This window comes from Pseudochrobactrum saccharolyticum, assembly GCF_008801715.1.
GTDB lineage: Bacteria > Pseudomonadota > Alphaproteobacteria > Rhizobiales > Rhizobiaceae > Pseudochrobactrum > Pseudochrobactrum saccharolyticum.
The window spans coordinates 532,673-547,919 of sequence record NZ_VZPG01000001.1 but is presented as its reverse complement, the minus strand read 5'-3'; the positions used below and the strand labels follow the sequence as shown (position 1 = coordinate 547,919).

The 15,247-nt window shown below is 52.3% G+C and carries 17 protein-coding genes and 1 riboswitch; of the genes, 14 read left to right on the top strand and 3 right to left on the bottom strand.

The window, feature by feature from the left end; all coding sequences use genetic code 11:
• Positions 1–121: 121 nt before the first annotated feature.
• Both F7P81_RS02580 and F7P81_RS02575 read left to right on the top strand, forming a co-directional pair.
• The gene (locus tag F7P81_RS02580) at positions 122–1,120 is read left to right on the top strand and encodes an Hsp33 family molecular chaperone (RefSeq protein WP_238481701.1); all 999 of its coding nucleotides are present in this window, start codon (positions 122–124) and stop codon (positions 1,118–1,120) included.
• Positions 1,117–1,656 carry a GNAT family N-acetyltransferase gene (locus F7P81_RS02575; protein ID WP_151158457.1) on the top strand — a complete coding sequence of 180 codons (540 nt, stop codon included), beginning with the start codon at positions 1,117–1,119 and terminating at the stop codon, positions 1,654–1,656. Before F7P81_RS02580 ends, F7P81_RS02575 begins: the two co-directional genes overlap by 4 nt.
• Here F7P81_RS02575 and apaG read toward each other — a convergent pair whose 3' ends face one another.
• Complete coding sequence (gene apaG / locus F7P81_RS02570; protein ID WP_022711120.1) at positions 1,657–2,067, bottom strand: Co2+/Mg2+ efflux protein ApaG; 411 nt, start codon at positions 2,065–2,067, stop codon at positions 1,657–1,659.
• A 77-nt stretch (positions 2,068–2,144) separates the two neighbouring features.
• Positions 2,145–3,341 (bottom strand): O-succinylhomoserine sulfhydrylase, encoded by a 1,197-nt coding sequence (locus F7P81_RS02565; protein WP_151158456.1) that lies wholly within the window; start codon positions 3,339–3,341, stop codon positions 2,145–2,147.
• An 89-nt stretch (positions 3,342–3,430) separates the two neighbouring features.
• Positions 3,431–3,510: riboswitch (SAM riboswitch) on the bottom strand.
• 152 nt (positions 3,511–3,662) lie between these two features.
• Here F7P81_RS02565 and F7P81_RS02560 point away from each other — a divergent pair.
• The 12 genes from F7P81_RS02560 (at position 3,663) to F7P81_RS02505 (ending at position 14,264) form a co-directional block, all read left to right on the top strand.
• Positions 3,663–4,754, top strand: a complete 1,092-nt coding sequence (locus F7P81_RS02560) for a 2'-deoxycytidine 5'-triphosphate deaminase (protein WP_122092108.1) — start codon at positions 3,663–3,665, stop codon at positions 4,752–4,754.
• A 112-nt stretch (positions 4,755–4,866) separates the two neighbouring features.
• Positions 4,867–5,712: a glycosyltransferase family 25 protein gene (locus F7P81_RS02555; protein WP_170265204.1), complete on the top strand. Its 846-nt coding sequence runs from the start codon at positions 4,867–4,869 to the stop codon at positions 5,710–5,712.
• Positions 5,713–5,852: 140 nt separating this feature from the next.
• Positions 5,853–6,848, top strand: a complete 996-nt coding sequence (locus tag F7P81_RS02550; protein WP_151158454.1) for a GlxA family transcriptional regulator — start codon at positions 5,853–5,855, stop codon at positions 6,846–6,848.
• A gap of 101 nt (positions 6,849–6,949) precedes the next feature.
• A complete protein-coding gene (locus tag F7P81_RS02545; protein ID WP_022711125.1) occupies positions 6,950–7,216 on the top strand; it encodes a DUF6460 domain-containing protein in 267 nt (88 codons plus the stop codon).
• Between the two features lie 72 nt (positions 7,217–7,288).
• Positions 7,289–7,783, top strand: a complete 495-nt coding sequence (locus F7P81_RS02540; RefSeq protein ID WP_151158453.1) for a CAP domain-containing protein — start codon at positions 7,289–7,291, stop codon at positions 7,781–7,783.
• 293 nt (positions 7,784–8,076) lie between these two features.
• Positions 8,077–9,435, top strand: a complete 1,359-nt coding sequence (locus F7P81_RS02535; RefSeq protein ID WP_075654371.1) for an MATE family efflux transporter — start codon at positions 8,077–8,079, stop codon at positions 9,433–9,435.
• Between the two features lie 337 nt (positions 9,436–9,772).
• Positions 9,773–11,071 carry a cell wall hydrolase gene (locus F7P81_RS02530; RefSeq protein WP_151158452.1) on the top strand — a complete coding sequence of 433 codons (1,299 nt, stop codon included), beginning with the start codon at positions 9,773–9,775 and terminating at the stop codon, positions 11,069–11,071.
• Positions 11,072–11,282: 211 nt separating this feature from the next.
• Positions 11,283–11,708 carry an AtpZ/AtpI family protein gene (locus F7P81_RS02525; RefSeq protein WP_022711129.1) on the top strand — a complete coding sequence of 142 codons (426 nt, stop codon included), beginning with the start codon at positions 11,283–11,285 and terminating at the stop codon, positions 11,706–11,708.
• Positions 11,709–11,888: 180 nt separating this feature from the next.
• Positions 11,889–12,641, top strand: a complete 753-nt coding sequence (locus tag F7P81_RS02520) for a F0F1 ATP synthase subunit A (RefSeq protein ID WP_022711130.1) — start codon at positions 11,889–11,891, stop codon at positions 12,639–12,641.
• Between the two features lie 181 nt (positions 12,642–12,822).
• Positions 12,823–13,050, top strand: coding sequence for a F0F1 ATP synthase subunit C (locus F7P81_RS02515; RefSeq protein WP_022711131.1), 228 nt, complete (start codon positions 12,823–12,825; stop codon positions 13,048–13,050).
• Between the two features lie 111 nt (positions 13,051–13,161).
• Positions 13,162–13,773 carry a F0F1 ATP synthase subunit B gene (locus F7P81_RS02510; RefSeq protein ID WP_022711132.1) on the top strand — a complete coding sequence of 204 codons (612 nt, stop codon included), beginning with the start codon at positions 13,162–13,164 and terminating at the stop codon, positions 13,771–13,773.
• A gap of 11 nt (positions 13,774–13,784) precedes the next feature.
• The gene (locus F7P81_RS02505; RefSeq protein WP_151158451.1) at positions 13,785–14,264 is read left to right on the top strand and encodes a F0F1 ATP synthase subunit B; all 480 of its coding nucleotides are present in this window, start codon (positions 13,785–13,787) and stop codon (positions 14,262–14,264) included.
• Positions 14,265–14,412: 148 nt separating this feature from the next.
• Here the strand turns inward: F7P81_RS02505 and F7P81_RS02500 are convergent, their stop codons facing one another.
• Positions 14,413–15,123, bottom strand: coding sequence for a ribonuclease HII (locus F7P81_RS02500; protein WP_151158450.1), 711 nt, complete (start codon positions 15,121–15,123; stop codon positions 14,413–14,415).
• Positions 15,124–15,247 lie beyond the last annotated feature (124 nt).

The following is a 15,247-nucleotide window of genomic DNA, read 5'->3' as shown; positions in this document are numbered from 1 at the left end:
GTCGTATAACGCCTGCGAGCCGTGTGTTATTTATGGCGCAGTGATGCAGCCCCAGTGGCGACACCCGTGGCAGCCAATAAAAAAGAGATAAGTGATGAATAACCAGACCAGTACAGACCAGATGATGATTGATAGCCCGATGCCAGACCATATTACCCTGTCCGGTGATGATGTTGTTGTGCCTTTTCAGGTTGAAGGTCTGGATGTGCGCGGCCGCACAGTGCAGCTCGGCGCGGCGCTGGATGCTATTCTGAAACGCCATAATTATCCGGAAGTTGTGTCCCGCCTGTTGGGCGAAGCCGCGGTTCTGACCGTGTTGCTCGGCACATCTCTGAAATTTGAAGGCAAGTTCATTTTCCAGACCCGCTCGGATGGTCCGGTGGATATGCTGGTGGTGGATTTCCGCACACCGGATGCAATCCGCGCTTATGCCCGTTTTGATGAAGAGCGTGTGGCAGAGTTCGTGGCTGCCGGTAAAACCAAGCCGGAAGAATTACTGGGCAAGGGTACGCTGGCGCTGACCGTCGATCAGGGCGAATTCACCCAGCGCTATCAGGGTATTGTTGCGCTGGACGGCTCGTCGCTGGAAGATATTGCACGCAATTACTTCATGCAGTCTGAGCAGATTGCGACTGAAGTTCAGCTGGCTGTTGCCAAGCTTTTCGAGCGCGGTGCCGATGGCAAAGCGAGTGAACAATGGCGTGCCGGTGGTCTGATGGTGCAGTTTCTGCCGCAGTCCGAATTGCGTGCGCGTCATCGCGATCTGCATGGCGGTGATAATCCGAATGGTACTGAGGCTGAACAGGCTCCGGTTGAGGATGAATGGCAGGAAGCCCGTTCACTGGTTGCGACCATTGAGGATTCCGAGCTGACTGACCCGCAGGTGCCGTCTGAACGTCTGCTTTATCGTCTGTTCCATGAGCGCGGCGTGCGCGTTTATGAAGGCACGAAAGTTGTCGATCATTGCGCCTGTTCGCGGGACAAGATTTTCGGTGTGCTCAAAGGCTTCTCGGCTGAAGAAATCGAACACAGCACTGAGAATGGCAAAATCTCGGTGACCTGTGAGTTCTGCTCCAGCCGTTATGATTTTGACCCTTCGGAAATTAACGCACCACAATGAGTGCTGAGCATGACAAAAGTGCCTGCCTGATAAGGCGGGCACTGCCGTCTGATGCTGCGTTGCTGCCGGAGATTGAACGCTCGGCAGCTTCAACATTTGCAGCTGACCCGTCTTTGCATTTTATTCTCGATATGCCTGTCATGTCTGCGGAGCAGCATCTCGATTTTATGCAGAAAGGCCATGTGCTGGTTGCAGAATGCGATACTGTGCTTGGCGGCTTTCTGGTGGCAGAAGCCATGCCGGATGAAGGTTGCCTGCATGTCTGGGAGCTATCTGTGCATCAGGATTTCCAGCGGCGCGGGTTTGGCCGTAAATTGCTGGATGGTGCGGCTGACCTTGCGAAAGCGCAGGGCTGCACAAGCCTCAGCCTGACGACATTTGGCGATATACCATGGAACCGGCCTTTTTATGAAAGCTGTGGCTATCAGGTATTGCCGGTATCGCAATATAATGCGCGTTTCCGTTCCATTGCCGAGCTGGAACAGTCCATCGGCCTGCCGATTGAACGCCGCGTGGCGATGATCAGAACACTATAATTAGTTCAGAACCGGTCTGTGTCCGGGCATATCGAGCGAAAATGCCGGAATAGTAATGGGGAATAGTTTGCCTTCATCAGGGCTGCCAGCCTCATGATTTTGCATCATATAGCTGCCGGACATCATGCCGGATGAAGTCGTCAGCGGACAACCGGACGAATATTGATAGCTGTCACCCGGTTTCAGAAACGGTTCTTCGCCAACGACACCGGGGCCGCGCACTTCTTCAGTCCGGCCATGGGCATCGGTGATTTTCCATGTCCGTGAGCGCAATTGCACCGGAATATCCGAATGATTGATAATCGTTACCCGATAAGCCCAGACATATCGGGATTCATCCGGTGAAGATTGCTCTTCCAGATAAAACGGCTCAACGGTTACTTCGATATTCTCGGTAATTGCGCGATACATAGAGGTTACTCTGGAAAGCCACGGGAGCTGGCTGGATATGACGGCTGCTGGCAAATCAGCAGCCGTCTGATACCAGTTTAGCCTTGAGCCGCTTTCAGTGCAAAGCCAATATCGTCTATCAGATCATCTGTATCTTCCAGACCAATGGAAAGACGCAGCAGGCCGTCAGTAATGCCGAGTTCTGCCTTGGCATCGTCGCTGAGATTTTTATGGGTCGAGGTTGCCGGATGGGTAATCAGGCTTTTTGCATCACCGAGATTGTTGGAAATGCTGATGACTTCCAGCGCATTCTCAAAAGCAAAAGCTGCTTTCTTGCCGCCTTTCAGCTCCAGCGCAATCATGGTTGAGCCGCCGCTCATCTGTTTGGCGATAATGTCTGCCTGCGGGTGATCTTTGCGACCCGGATAAATCACACGGGCAATGGCATTCTGTTCGGCCAGAAAATCCGCGACTTTTGCAGCAGAGCGGGTCTGTGCTTCCACACGCACGGCGAGTGTTTCCAGACCTTTGAGCATCGTCCATGCATTGAACGGGCTGAGACCCGGACCGGTATGGCGGAAATAATCCTGCAAAACTTCCGTAATCCATTCACGATCAGACAGAACAACACCACCGAGGCAACGTCCCTGACCGTCAATATGTTTGGTGGCAGAATAGACAACAATATGAGCGCCGAGCGCCAGTGGCCGCTGATAGAGCGGAGTGGCAAACACATTGTCGACGATCAGCTTGGCACCAACACTATTGGCAATGCCTGCAATTCTGGCGATATCCATTACTTCCAGTGTCGGATTGGTCGGGCTTTCCAGAAACAGCACTTTGGTATTCGGGCGGATGGCGTTTTCCCAGTTCTCAATATTCACGCCATCAATCAAAGTGAATTCAACGCCGTATTTCGGCAGAAGGGTTTCAATGATGTATCGACAGGAGCCGAACATCGCTTTGGCAGCCAAAACGTGATCACCTGCACGAACCTGACAGAGAATGGCCGCAGCAACAGCAGCCATGCCGGAGGCAGTGGCGCGGGCTTCTTCTGCGCCTTCAATCGCGCACATGCGCTTTTCAAACATATCCGTCGTCGGGTTTGCATAACGGGAATAGATGAAACCCGGATCTTCACCGGTAAAACGGGCTTCGCAAGCCTCGGCGCTGTCATAAACAAAACCCTGCGTCAGAAACAGCGCTTCTGATGTTTCGCCATAAGGCGTGCGGGTTGTGCCGCTATGCACAAGCTGAGTTGCAGGGCGAAGGGTGCGAATATGTGTCTTTGTCATCGGTCCAGCCTATATAAAAGGATGGTCGGCAGGGTTCGGGCCACACCGGCCAATAAAAAACCGGCCTTTGCATGAAGACGCAAAAAGACCGGCTCGGAACCGCGGCCATATTTAGCGACTTCTTTAACGTGGCTGCAAGCCGGCCGGCCAAATCACCACGACTGATTTTGTAGGACTGTTATGATTATAATGTCAAGCACTCGATTTCACAGGACTTGACAGCGGGGAGTGAAATCTATCTGTAAATGCGCATATCACAGTAGCCCTCTTTTAACCGTTCAAGGCTAGATTGCGGCAAAATAGTATTTTATGACTGGACAAATGATGACCCGAGATAGCGGAATTTTGGCAGACAGCGATATTGCAGCTCTGTTTGAAACCGGTGCGCTGACTTCAGCGCGGGACTTGGATCATGATCAGATACAGCCTGCCAGTCTTGATCTGCGTCTTGGTGAGAAAGCCTATCGCGTCCGCGCATCTTTCATGCCGGGGCCGGACACACCGGTTGCCAAAAAACTGGAACGCCTGAAGCTGCATGAGATTGATCTGCGTGAAGGTGCGGTGCTGGAAACCGGTTGCGTCTATATCGTGCCGCTGCTGGAAGGTCTGTCACTGCCAGCGGAATTGTCGGCTTCCGCAAACCCGAAAAGCTCGACCGGCCGCCTCGATATTTTCACCCGCGTGATTACCGATAATGCGCAGGAATTTGACAAGGTGCCTGCCGGTTATAACGGCCCGCTTTATCTGGAAGTCAGCCCGCGCACATTTCCGATTGTGGCGCGTACCGGTTCGCGCCTGTCGCAGATCCGCTTCCGTAAAGGCACCGCACATATCAATGAAGCCGAACTCGCTGCATTGCACGCGGCGGAAACGCTGGTGGCTTCCGCTGTGCCGAATATTTCCAATGGCGGGATTGCCCTGTCGATTGATCTGAGCGGTGGTGAAAACGGCCTGATCGGTTATCGTGGCAAACATCATACGTCTGTTGTTGATGTCGATAAACGCGCGCAGCATGATGTGCTGGATTTCTGGGAGCCGATCTATGATCGCGGACATCGCGAATTGGTTCTCGATCCCGATGAGTTTTACATTCTGGTTTCACAGGAAGCCGTGCATGTGCCGCCGCTTTATGCTGCGGAAATGACCCCTTTTGATCCGCTGGTCGGTGAGTTCCGCGTGCATTATGCGGGTTTCTTCGATCCGGGTTTTGGTAATGTCTCTGCCGGTGGCAAGGGCAGCCGCGCAGTGCTGGAAGTGCGCAGTCATGAAGTGCCGTTTATCCTTGAACACGGACAGATTGTCGGCCGTCTGATTTATGAACACATGCTCAAACGGCCGAAAGCGCTCTATGGCAGTGATCTTGGCTCGCACTATCAGGCGCAGGGTTTGAAACTGTCAAAACATTTCCGTTAAAAACTCATAATTTCTTGATTGTATCTCCGCAAATGAACATCTAGTGATACGTCGCTGATGCGCGCCTGCCGGTTTTTGGCAGGAGGCTTTAAGCCATTTTATGGCGGAGACTATGGTGAGAACCTATCTTGTAAATCTTGATGGCAGTCAGGAACGGCTTGACATTTCCCGCGGGCAATTGGAGCGCGCGGGTATAGAATTTATCCGCGTTCCGGCGGTAGATGGCCGGAAAAGTGATCCGAGAGCGCATCCGGCCTATCATGAAAAGCGCGCTTTGGCGTTTATGGGCTGTCAGGTCAGCGGAGGAGAGCTCGGATGTTATCTGAGCCATCTTAAAGCGGCGCAGATGTTTCTGGATTCCGGCGAGCAATACGCAATGGTGCTGGAGGACGATATGTCCGTTCCCGCAGACCTTGCTAAAATGGCGGAAGAACTGCTGTCATGGCTGGAAAAAGACGGGCGTTACTGGGATCTCATTAATATCGGCACAGACGGAATAAAACGTCATACCCCGCTTTGCACTCTTCAAGGGCAGGATCAGCAGCGCAATCTGACCAGTGCGCATTATTTTCCGATGACGACGGGCGGTTTGATATGGTCGCGTGCCGGTGCGCAGAATTTCGTCAACAGTCAGCATGAGATTTTTGCGCCGGTTGATAATTATCTGCGTTTCTGGCTGACAAGAACCAATACAGGTCTGGCCGTTTGGCCGCCTTTAGTCAAAGCGCGCGGCGCGCAAAGTGACATAGATGCGCTAGGAACCGGATCAAGAACGGCTGCGTCCGTTGAGAAACATTTCTTCTACAATCTGATCCGGCAAAGATGGTTTGTGCTCAACAAATTGCGCTCCTACCGGCATTTATGGACAGCACGTCTGAAGCGGCGCCTGAGCGGTAATTCTGCTCTGCCGGTGGCTGATCAGATTGTTTTGCCGCCCAAAATCAGCCCTGCCGAATGAGAGGTCGATAAGAGCGCGTATTGTACTCACAATTCTATGCGCTCTTTACAAAAGCTGTGACGGACTTTATCGCTCAGATTGGCCTGTATGCCGGATGACAGACAGGATTATGCGTTTCAAGGGGAGTGATACGCACGATCATGGCAATGGAAAAGAACCGAACAGTTTTAAACACAGAAACAGAAACACAGCGTCTGACGCTGGGTATTGTTGTTTTGCCCGGTTTTACCTTGTCTGCGCTCAGCCTGTTTCTCGATCCGTTTCGCCTTGCCGCAGATGATAAGGACAAAAGCCGCCAAATCCGTTGCGGCTGGAAAATCTGTACGCTCACCGGCCTGCCGGTGGAATCCAGCTCCGGCATGGCGGTGGAACCAACCGCTCCGATCGGTGCGCTGGATGATTGTGATTATATTGTTGTTGTCGGCGGGGTTCTTCCTCATTACCGGCCGGGGCAAAATACGCTGATTGAAGTGCTGAAACGCGCCGACCGGCAGAAGAAAAATGTCATCGGCCTATGTACTGCCGCTTTCATTGTGGCTGAGGCCGGATTGCTGGAAGATCGCAATTGCTGCGTGAACTGGTTTCATAAAGACGATTTTCTGCAATTATTTGACGGGTTCACGGCGGATACGACCAGCCTGTTTCATCGCAGTGGCAGGCATTTTACCTGCGCGGGTGGTTTGGGCGCTGCTTCACTGGCACTCTCCATCATTCAGGCGGAAATCTCCGAGGAGCTGGCACGTAAAAGTGCTTCTATCCTGATGTTTCCTTATGAGTTGCTGACATCGGAGCAACCTGCGCTGAGTTTCAACGGTGTTCGCTCGCCGATGATCCGCAAGGCAATCCGTATTTTTGAGGAAACGCTGGAAGATCCGCTGGCAATGGCTGAAGTCGCACGCCGTCTTGGGATTTCCACCCGCCAGATGGAGCGCGGGTTCCGGTTGGGATTGGGCAAAACCGCTTTTCAGGTGCGCGAGGAATTGCGTGTGCAGCGCGCCAAGGAATTGCTGATGAGCGGAAATGCATCTCTGCTTGAAGTGGCTGTGGCCAGCGGCTTCACAGACACACGCAGCATGAACCGCTCTTTTCTGCGCCAGAGCCAGAGCCTGCCGCGTACCTATAAAAACAGCCGCTGATACCTGAATGTGGAACGCAACCGGTCAATATCCGGCGCAGGGAAGGCTTGTCTCTTCAGATATTCGCGCTTATTTGTTGGTCTCAACAAAGGAGTGCTTCTATGTCTGACCGTGCTACCCGCTTTCTGGGCGATACACCGGGTCGTGTCATCGTTAAACTGATACTGGTGTCACTGATTGTCGGCGTTGTGATGCATGCCTTTAACTGGACACCTTATGATATTCTCTGGAACATTCGCGATTTCTTCGTGAGAATCTGGAATATGGGTTTCTCGGCCTTGTCCCGTTTTGCTGATTATCTGCTGCTGGGCGCGGCAGTTGTGATCCCTGCCTTTATTTTGCTCAGAATTATCAATTACAGGAAATAAAATGCATTCTGAAGGCGTGTAGCGGCTTCGGGAATGCATCTGAAAAATCCTTCTTTTTATTTATGGTTTTCGATGACTGATACATTGCTGCCTTCTGCGCTGATTTCACGCCGCCGGTTACTGGTTACCGGTGGCGCTTTGTTGCTGAGCCCTGCCATCCTGCCGCTCTCTGATGCTTTTGCGGAAGAGGATGTGGCGGCTATGGTGAATAAAGTGCGCCGCCAATATGGTGCGCCGCCGATGATGCCGGAAGCAAAGCTTGAACAGGCCGCACTGCATCAGGCGCAGTTAATGGCAAAGCACGGCAAGATCGGTCACAGTATCGGCTGGGGAAACAGTTTTGGCGGCAGGCTGAAACAGGCCGGTATCCGCGGCCCTGCTGCAGAAAATGTTGCATCCGGCCAAAAAGACGTGCCGGACGCACTGAATGCCTGGCTGAATTCTGCCGGTCATCGTAAAAATCTGCTCGATCCGATTTTTACCCGCTATGGCCTTGCCTATGCGGCGCGGGCAGACAAGCCGCATTATCTTTATTGGGCGATGCTCTACGGTGTTGATCTGCCGTAAATTGCACTGGCGGCCGCGACAATTTGATGTCCTGATACAGAAACCTGCTGACCATGACAGGAAAACAGGATATGACAGTGCAGGATCTTCTGCGCTGACCGGAAAAACTATCTGCACTTACTATCTTCAGGTGAGGAGCACGCACGGCTGACAGCAGGGTCTTTTTATTCGCTGACAGTATTCGTGTGGTATCTAAGCATTTCCAGTAACAGTGGAAGCCGGTTGTGCGCCGGACAATGCGTTAATACCCAAATAGAGCGGCTCCTTGAGGCCGCTTTAAGTGGAACCGCTCTATGTTCAAGCCAGATAATGACGCGCTCGAAACGTCTCTCGTTCGCCCGTTCAATGTCACGCACCGGATGGTGCTGACAATCGCTATTCCTATGACATTGGCCGGTATGACCACGCCTTTGCTCGGGCTGGTGGATACAGGTGTGATCGGGCAGCTTGGCAATGCCGGTATGCTCGGCGGTCTGGCCATGGGCGCTCTGGTCTTCGATTGTCTGTTTTCCATTTTCGGCTTTTTGCGTTCGGGTACGACAGGGCTTGTTGCACAGGCCATGGGGCGCGGTGACCGTTCGGAAGAAATTATGGTGTTCTGGCGCGCAATTATTGTGGCGCTGGTTGCCGGTTTGTTGATGATCGCGCTTCTGCCGCTCACACTCTATGCGGCCAATGATATTCTCAAGCCTACATCGGATACAGCCAAAGCGCTGAATGAATATGTGTCGATCCGTATGCTCTCGGCACCAATGGCGCTGGTCAATTTCTCGGTGCTGGGGCTGCTGCTCGGCCGCGGGAAGGGGCTGTTCGGCCTTGCGCTGCAATTTCTGCTCAATGGTATCAATATTATTCTGGCGCTGGTTCTGGGTTTGGGGCTTGGCTGGGAGGTTTCCGGTGTTGCATGGGCGACTGTCACCGGCGAAACCGTGGCAGCCATTACAGGTATGACAGTGCTGATCTGGCGCGGCGGCGCTTTGCGCAAGCTGGATGTCAATCGCCTGTTCGACAAAGCCGGTATGTGGCGGATGATCGTTATCAGCCGCGATATTATGATCCGCTCGCTGTTGCTGATGTCGACCTATGTATTCTTTGCCCGCGTCGGCAATGAAATGGGCACAATCACTCTGGCGGCCAATGCGGTGCTGATGAATTTCTATCTCGTTGTCGGCTTCTTTCTGGAAGGGGTAACGATTGCTGCCGAGCAGCTGGCAGGGCGGGCAGTCGGTGCGCGTTACAGTCCGGCCTTCCGGCGCTCCATTCAGCTGACCTTCTTCTGGGGCATGGTCATGGCTTTTGTCATGGGGCTGATCTTCCTCGCTTTCGGAGATCGTCTGGTCAATATTCTGACAACGGAGCCGGATGTCCGCATGATGGCGGTTTATTATCTGCCTTGGGTGTCGCTCACTGCACTCACCGGTCTTTATGCTTTCCAGATGGACAGTATTTTTATCGGCGCATCCTGGTCGAAAGACATGCGCAATATGATGTTCCTGTCGCTGTTTGTGTTTTTCGGTGTACTCTACGGTACCCGTGACTGGCTGGGTAATCACAGCCTGTGGCTGGCGCTGAATATGTTCCTGTTTATTCGCGGCGTTACTCTGTCTGCGATGTTGCCAAGGCGCTATCGCGGGGAGTTTCCGGTCGCCTGACGAAGCCGGTTCTGCATTAAAGCCTGTAATGGACAATATTAAACCTGCCGGATCATCATGCACTGATGATCCGGCAGGTTTATTTTTGGACTAATGATTTTTCTAAATTAGAAATATTTTTTATGAACTATCCCTGTGGGTGAAGTCCGGATTTTTGCCGCCCTGCCACGGGAAAGGTCAATAAAAACTAACCGCTTAAGGTGACTGGCAATCTTCGTGTTAATTAAAAATTAATAAATAAAATCAATGACTAAACGCTACCGGCGTTAACGAAGCATCAAGGTTAATAGATCATTATCTGACTATAGTCATCTTGTTGAGTGAGTGGAGTATTCCGGTGCGTAGTGTAGCTTTGCGGGCCCTGTTTGGCCGATCCGGCAATGAGCCAGCACAGGTCTGGTATTATCCTTCCGAGGGTTACTGCCCGCAGGATGGCCGCTATTATCCGGTGGCCGTAACAGTTAAGCAGAAGCGCAAATCCGCGACCCTGCCAAAGCTTCTCGCCGGAGTAGGGCTGTTTTTCTATTCAAGCAATGTCATCGCCTATCAGGATATGGCCAGTATGATGAGTGTTGCCGAGCAATCGGGCAGCCGCTGGGCAACCTATATGGTGGATGCGCCTGCCGGTTCCATTCATCAGGCGGAAATGCCGTTTGTTGATTCGTCCGTAGTCACAGGCAGCCTGAGCGCTGCGGCAGATATCAGCGGCGTGGGTCGCGTGGTAATGAGCGGACGCGTTGCCGGCGGAAAACGCGGTGTCGACGATCCTAATCCCGATGAAAAACGTATTAGTCGCACTGACAAGCAGGGGCGTCTGGTTTCCGTGCAGACTAAAGCTCCGGCACGCATGTTCAATGCCGGTTCGCTGGCAGAGCAGGTTTCATCGGTGAGTCCCAGGCTGATGCAGCCGGTAGCCGGTAAAAAAGACGTCAAAACAGCTTTCGTTAAAGGTCCGATCCGCGGCAAGGAAGTGGAAATCACACTTGCTTTCCACCGTCCGGAAGTGAAGCCGGTCGTGCCGGTGCCGACAGCACTCGCATCGCTGATTACCAATGATACACCGGATGTGCTGGCGCTCGGTTATGCGCCGTCCAAGCCGGATTATGCCAAAATATCGCCTTTTGAGAGCATTCTGGTGCCGGAAAAGGACAATGGACGCTTCATTCCGCCAATCAGTGCGCGGGATCACAATTGGGCAGCGACCCCGTTGCCACCGGCAGCATTCAGTGCGGCAGAGCAGAAATGCCTGGCTGAAGGTATCTATTTTGAAGCACGCGGCGAGCCGGTCAAAGGGCAGGCGGCCGTTGGTCAGGTCATTCTCAATCGCGTGCGCAATCCTGCTTATCCTTCCACGATCTGCGGCGTAGTTTATCAGAATAAAGACTGGCGTAATGCCTGTCAGTTTTCCTTTGCCTGTGACGGTTTAAAACATCGTGTCACAGAGCCTGGTCACTGGCGTATGGCACAGCAGGTAGCGAAAGCTGTCACAGCGGGTCAGATCTGGCTGCCGGAAGTGGGTTCGGCGACCCATTATCATGCGACTTATGTACGTCCCCGCTGGGCGTCAACGATGGAAAAAGTCAAAAAGATCGGCCTGCATGTTTTCTACCGGACTTATGGCGGCGGCTGGAGCTGATCTGTCAAGGATTCGCTGTCTGAAATCACGGTGTGAAGCAGGATTCAAGGCCTGCTTCATGCTGCTGCCTGTTAAGTATATGATTTAATAATACAAAAAACCTTCAACTTCTGTGCAGACAGTGCCTTGACGAATGAGTTGGCTGTTAATATGTTGCGGCCGACTTCAGAGTGGGGTGGAAACCTCGGTTTTCTTGCCAAAGGAGGCATGAATGGCAGTCGGGAAAACACCCGAAAAGCCTCAGCAATCCGATGATGCGGCAAGCGAAGCTGGTGGTCCGGTGCAGACCGGATCTCAGGCCGACGCTCAGGGGAGTCTGGACGACCGTCTTCGTAAGCTTGAAAGCCATTTGGCTGCTAAGGGCGTGGGGGTGGAATCCAAAAAAGACGAACAGGCTGAGAAAAACGCAAGCTCTATGGCGCAGGCCATGAAATTATCCAGTGAATTTATCGCTGGTATCGTGGTAGGTGCAGTTTTAGGTTGGTTTTTTGACCGTGTTCTGGGTACGAACCCTTGGGGATTGATTATCTTTCTCTTTTTAGGATTCGGTGCCGGTACTCTGAATGTTTTACGCACCGCAGGATATGTTGCAGAAAGCGGCAATAATGTGGGCGAGAAGCAACAGAAAGAAAAATAATGTGCATAAAGGTTATCCTTCATATGCACGGCAGTGAATAAGCCTGTAAAGGCAATCAGGGCGGCTCAGGCAGATTTGCTTTTGAGTGTTCTGAAAAGACCGGAACGCAAGTTTGCGGTTGAGAAGCGCCCTCGGGCATGAATGTAACGCCTTCGGGCACGGGTGACAGGTGAGGTTAAGGTGGCAAACGATCCGATCCATCAGTTTCAGGTTTCCAGATGGATTCCTATCGATGTCGGCGGTGTCGATCTGTCGTTTACGAATGTGTCCGCCTTTATGGTGCTGACTGTCGTAACCGCTTCCGCTTTTCTGTTTCTGACATCAGCAGGTCGCGGCATTGTTCCGACACGCCTGCAGTCAGTTTCTGAGATGGCCTATGAGTTTGTGGCATCCTCCTTGCGGGATTCTGCCGGTTCTCATGGGATGAAATTTTTTCCGTTTGTGTTCTCTCTGTTCACATTCATCCTTGTAGCAAACTTTATCGGTCTGTTCCCGTATTTCTATACCGTAACCAGTCAGATTATTGTTACTTTCGCGCTGGCGCTGCTGGTGATCGGAACAGTGATTATTTACGGTTTCTTCAAGCACGGTTTCCGCTTCCTCAAGCTGTTCGTGCCAAGTGGTGTTCCTATGGCTATCGTGCCGCTGGTATCCGCGATTGAAATCATTTCCTTCCTGTCCCGTCCGATCAGCCTCTCTGTGCGTCTTTTCGCCAGTATGCTGGCCGGTCACATCACCGTAAAGATTTTCGCAGGCTTCGTGGTTTCCATGGCAGCACTCGGTCCGCTCGGTGTTGGTGGTGCGATCCTGCCTCTGTTCATGACCGTTGCTATTACCGGTCTGGAATTCCTGGTCGCATTCCTGCAGGCCTATGTGTTCACTGTTCTGACCTGCATGTATATCAATGATGCAGTTCATCCGGACGGTCACTAACTGAAATTACTGCTGTCCGTTATCGGGCAGCAGTCTTGCCTATCTACCAATCAGGCTCTGCATTTTGAAAATACCTGTGTCTGACACATGATTTTGAAATAACAGGTCGCTCTGAAATATCACCGGCGGGTTTCCGCCAGAACTGAAATCCGCATTTATATCAATCCAGAAGGAGCTTAACATGGAAGCGGAAGCAGCAAAGTACATCGGCGCAGGTCTGGCCTGTTTCGGTATGGCCGGTACGGCTCTCGGCCTCGGCAACATTTTCGGTAGCTTTCTTTCGGGTGCACTGCGCAATCCGTCTGCCGCTGACAGCCAGTTCGGCCGTCTGGTATTCGGCTTCGCCGTAACTGAAGCTCTGGGCATCTTCTCGCTGCTCATCGCGCTTCTGCTCCTGTTCGCAGTTTAATCTTAAGCTGCCGGATTAAATCGGCCGCATATGCAAAAATCTCCTTGTGAGACCTGAAGGCATATGCGGCTGGTTATCGTTTATTAAGCCTGAGTGATAAGGGGAAAATGGATGTTCGTGTCCACGGCGTTTGCCCAAACCGCAACTGACTCTCAGCCGGCACCAGTGTCGGGAGCTGACAGTGGCAACTCTGTTGTGCACACTGAAACAGGTGTGGCGCACGATGCCGGTAAAGGCGTGTTTCCACCATTTGATTCCACCCATTATGCATCGCAGCTTCTGTGGCTCGCGATTACCTTCGGGCTGTTCTATCTGTTCATGTCGCGCGTTGTGCTGCCACGTATCGGCGGCGTCATCGAAACGCGTCGTGACCGTATTGCACAGGATCTGGAACAGGCTGCACGCCTGAAAACCGATGCTGACAATGCAATTGCTGCTTACGAGCAGGAACTGGCTGAAGCCCGCAAGAGCGCGGCTGTTATCGGTCAGGAAGCCCGCGACAAGGCAAAGCATGACATTGATGCTGAACGCAAAACCGTTGAAGCATCGCTTGAAAAGAAATTGGCTGAAGCTGAAGAACGCATCGCTGCCATTAAGGCAAAAGCGATGAGCGATCTCGGCTCGATTGCTGAAGAAACAACTGCAGAAATCGTTGAGAAACTGCTTGGCGGCAAGTCCGACAAAGCTGAAATCTCAGCTGCTGTTAAAGCTGTCAGCGCGTAAGGGAGACCATTATGGATGCAACATTTATTGCCCTCGTCGGTCTGATTATTTTCCTGGCGCTGCTGGCCTATCTTAAAGTGCCTGGCATGATTGGCCGTTCGCTTGATGAACGTGCTGCCAATATCGCCAAGGAACTGGACGAAGCACGCACATTGCGTGAAGAAGCTCAGGCTCTGCTTGCTGAATATCACCGCAAGCGCAAAGAAGCTGAAAAAGAAGCTGGCGAAATCGTTGCTGCTGCACAGCGTGAAGCTGCAGCTCTGCTGAGCGAAGCAAAAGCGAAGTCGGAAGATTATATTGTTCGCCGCAATAAGCTGGCTGAACAGAAAATCGCTCAGGCTGAAAGTGATGCTGTTAATCAGGTTCGTGCATCTGCAGTGGAAATTGCTGTTGCTGCTGCCGGTTCGCTGATTGCAAATAAAATGGACGCAAAAACTGCCGGTGAAATGTTCAAAGCATCACTGGATCAGGTTAAAACCAACCTGAATTGATTGCAGTTCATAAAGTTCAAAAAAAAACGCCGCTTTATGCGGCGTTTTTTTATGTCTGAAATCGGGCTTGTTGTTCTGCGGCGATGCTTATTTCTTGCAGTTAAGAATATCCTGAAACCGGCTCGGGGGCGCGTATTCGGTGCCTCGCTTATTTATCCGCTGTCCAGCGTCCCTTAATCGGAGCGAAGCTGTAGCGGTGCAGACCGGCAACCGGCCCTTGTTCTTCAATCGCCTGCCGGTGCGCCGCAGTGCCGTATCCTGCATGTTTCTCAAGGCCGTAAGCAGGATGGATAAGACCTGCGCGTTCCAGCATCTTGTCGCGGGTGACTTTGGCAATGATTGAAGCGGCAGCAATGGTCAGGGATCGCTGATCGCCTTTGACTAATGTCATGGCAGGGCAGGGCAATCCGCCTGGGGTTTTATTGCCGTCAATCAAAGCATAATCGGGTTGAACCGTCAGCGCACCAACGCAGCGCTTCATGGCCAGCAGTGAGGCTGCCAGAATATTGCTTTCATCAATCGCACGCGCACTGAGGCTGCATAATGTGACGGCAACAGCCTTTTCCATAATTGTTTCAAACAGCCGGTTGCGCTTGGCAGCAGTAAGCCTTTTTGAGTCATCCAGACCTTCAGGCAGATTATCAGGATCGAGGATCACGCAGGCCGCAACTACGGGCCCTGCAAGAGGGCCGCGGCCGACTTCATCGAGCCCTGCAATCAGTTTGTACCCCTGAGCTTGCAACTGCTGCTCATGGCTGTAATCCGGCGTGAAGATTTCAGATTTGTCAGCCTTTATCTTGGCTGGCGACTTCGGTCGCTTTTCAGAAAAAAGCGGAGAATCAGATGGTGCTTTACTCATGTGCTGAGATTGCATCCTATCCAATTCTCCGCAAGCCACATCGCAAAAAGGGGGGGGCACGATGTGGAAGGCTGCCGGCAAAAGGACGGGCAGCCTATATCTGCCGGAGCATTTCCGATGCATA

Coding starts and splice junctions, on each gene's coding strand:
- F7P81_RS02580 (WP_238481701.1), top strand. CDS start 122: ATGATGATTGATAGCCCGATGCCAGACCATATTACCCTGTCCGGTGAT.
- F7P81_RS02575 (WP_151158457.1), top strand. CDS start 1,117: ATGAGTGCTGAGCATGACAAAAGTGCCTGCCTGATAAGGCGGGCACTG.
- apaG (WP_022711120.1), bottom strand. CDS start 2,067: ATGTATCGCGCAATTACCGAGAATATCGAAGTAACCGTTGAGCCGTTT.
- F7P81_RS02565 (WP_151158456.1), bottom strand. CDS start 3,341: ATGACAAAGACACATATTCGCACCCTTCGCCCTGCAACTCAGCTTGTG.
- F7P81_RS02560 (WP_122092108.1), top strand. CDS start 3,663: ATGATGACCCGAGATAGCGGAATTTTGGCAGACAGCGATATTGCAGCT.
- F7P81_RS02555 (WP_170265204.1), top strand. CDS start 4,867: ATGGTGAGAACCTATCTTGTAAATCTTGATGGCAGTCAGGAACGGCTT.
- F7P81_RS02550 (WP_151158454.1), top strand. CDS start 5,853: ATGGCAATGGAAAAGAACCGAACAGTTTTAAACACAGAAACAGAAACA.
- F7P81_RS02545 (WP_022711125.1), top strand. CDS start 6,950: ATGTCTGACCGTGCTACCCGCTTTCTGGGCGATACACCGGGTCGTGTC.
- F7P81_RS02540 (WP_151158453.1), top strand. CDS start 7,289: ATGACTGATACATTGCTGCCTTCTGCGCTGATTTCACGCCGCCGGTTA.
- F7P81_RS02535 (WP_075654371.1), top strand. CDS start 8,077: ATGTTCAAGCCAGATAATGACGCGCTCGAAACGTCTCTCGTTCGCCCG.
- F7P81_RS02525 (WP_022711129.1), top strand. CDS start 11,283: ATGGCAGTCGGGAAAACACCCGAAAAGCCTCAGCAATCCGATGATGCG.
- F7P81_RS02515 (WP_022711131.1), top strand. CDS start 12,823: ATGGAAGCGGAAGCAGCAAAGTACATCGGCGCAGGTCTGGCCTGTTTC.
- F7P81_RS02510 (WP_022711132.1), top strand. CDS start 13,162: ATGTTCGTGTCCACGGCGTTTGCCCAAACCGCAACTGACTCTCAGCCG.
- F7P81_RS02505 (WP_151158451.1), top strand. CDS start 13,785: ATGGATGCAACATTTATTGCCCTCGTCGGTCTGATTATTTTCCTGGCG.
- F7P81_RS02500 (WP_151158450.1), bottom strand. CDS start 15,123: ATGAGTAAAGCACCATCTGATTCTCCGCTTTTTTCTGAAAAGCGACCG.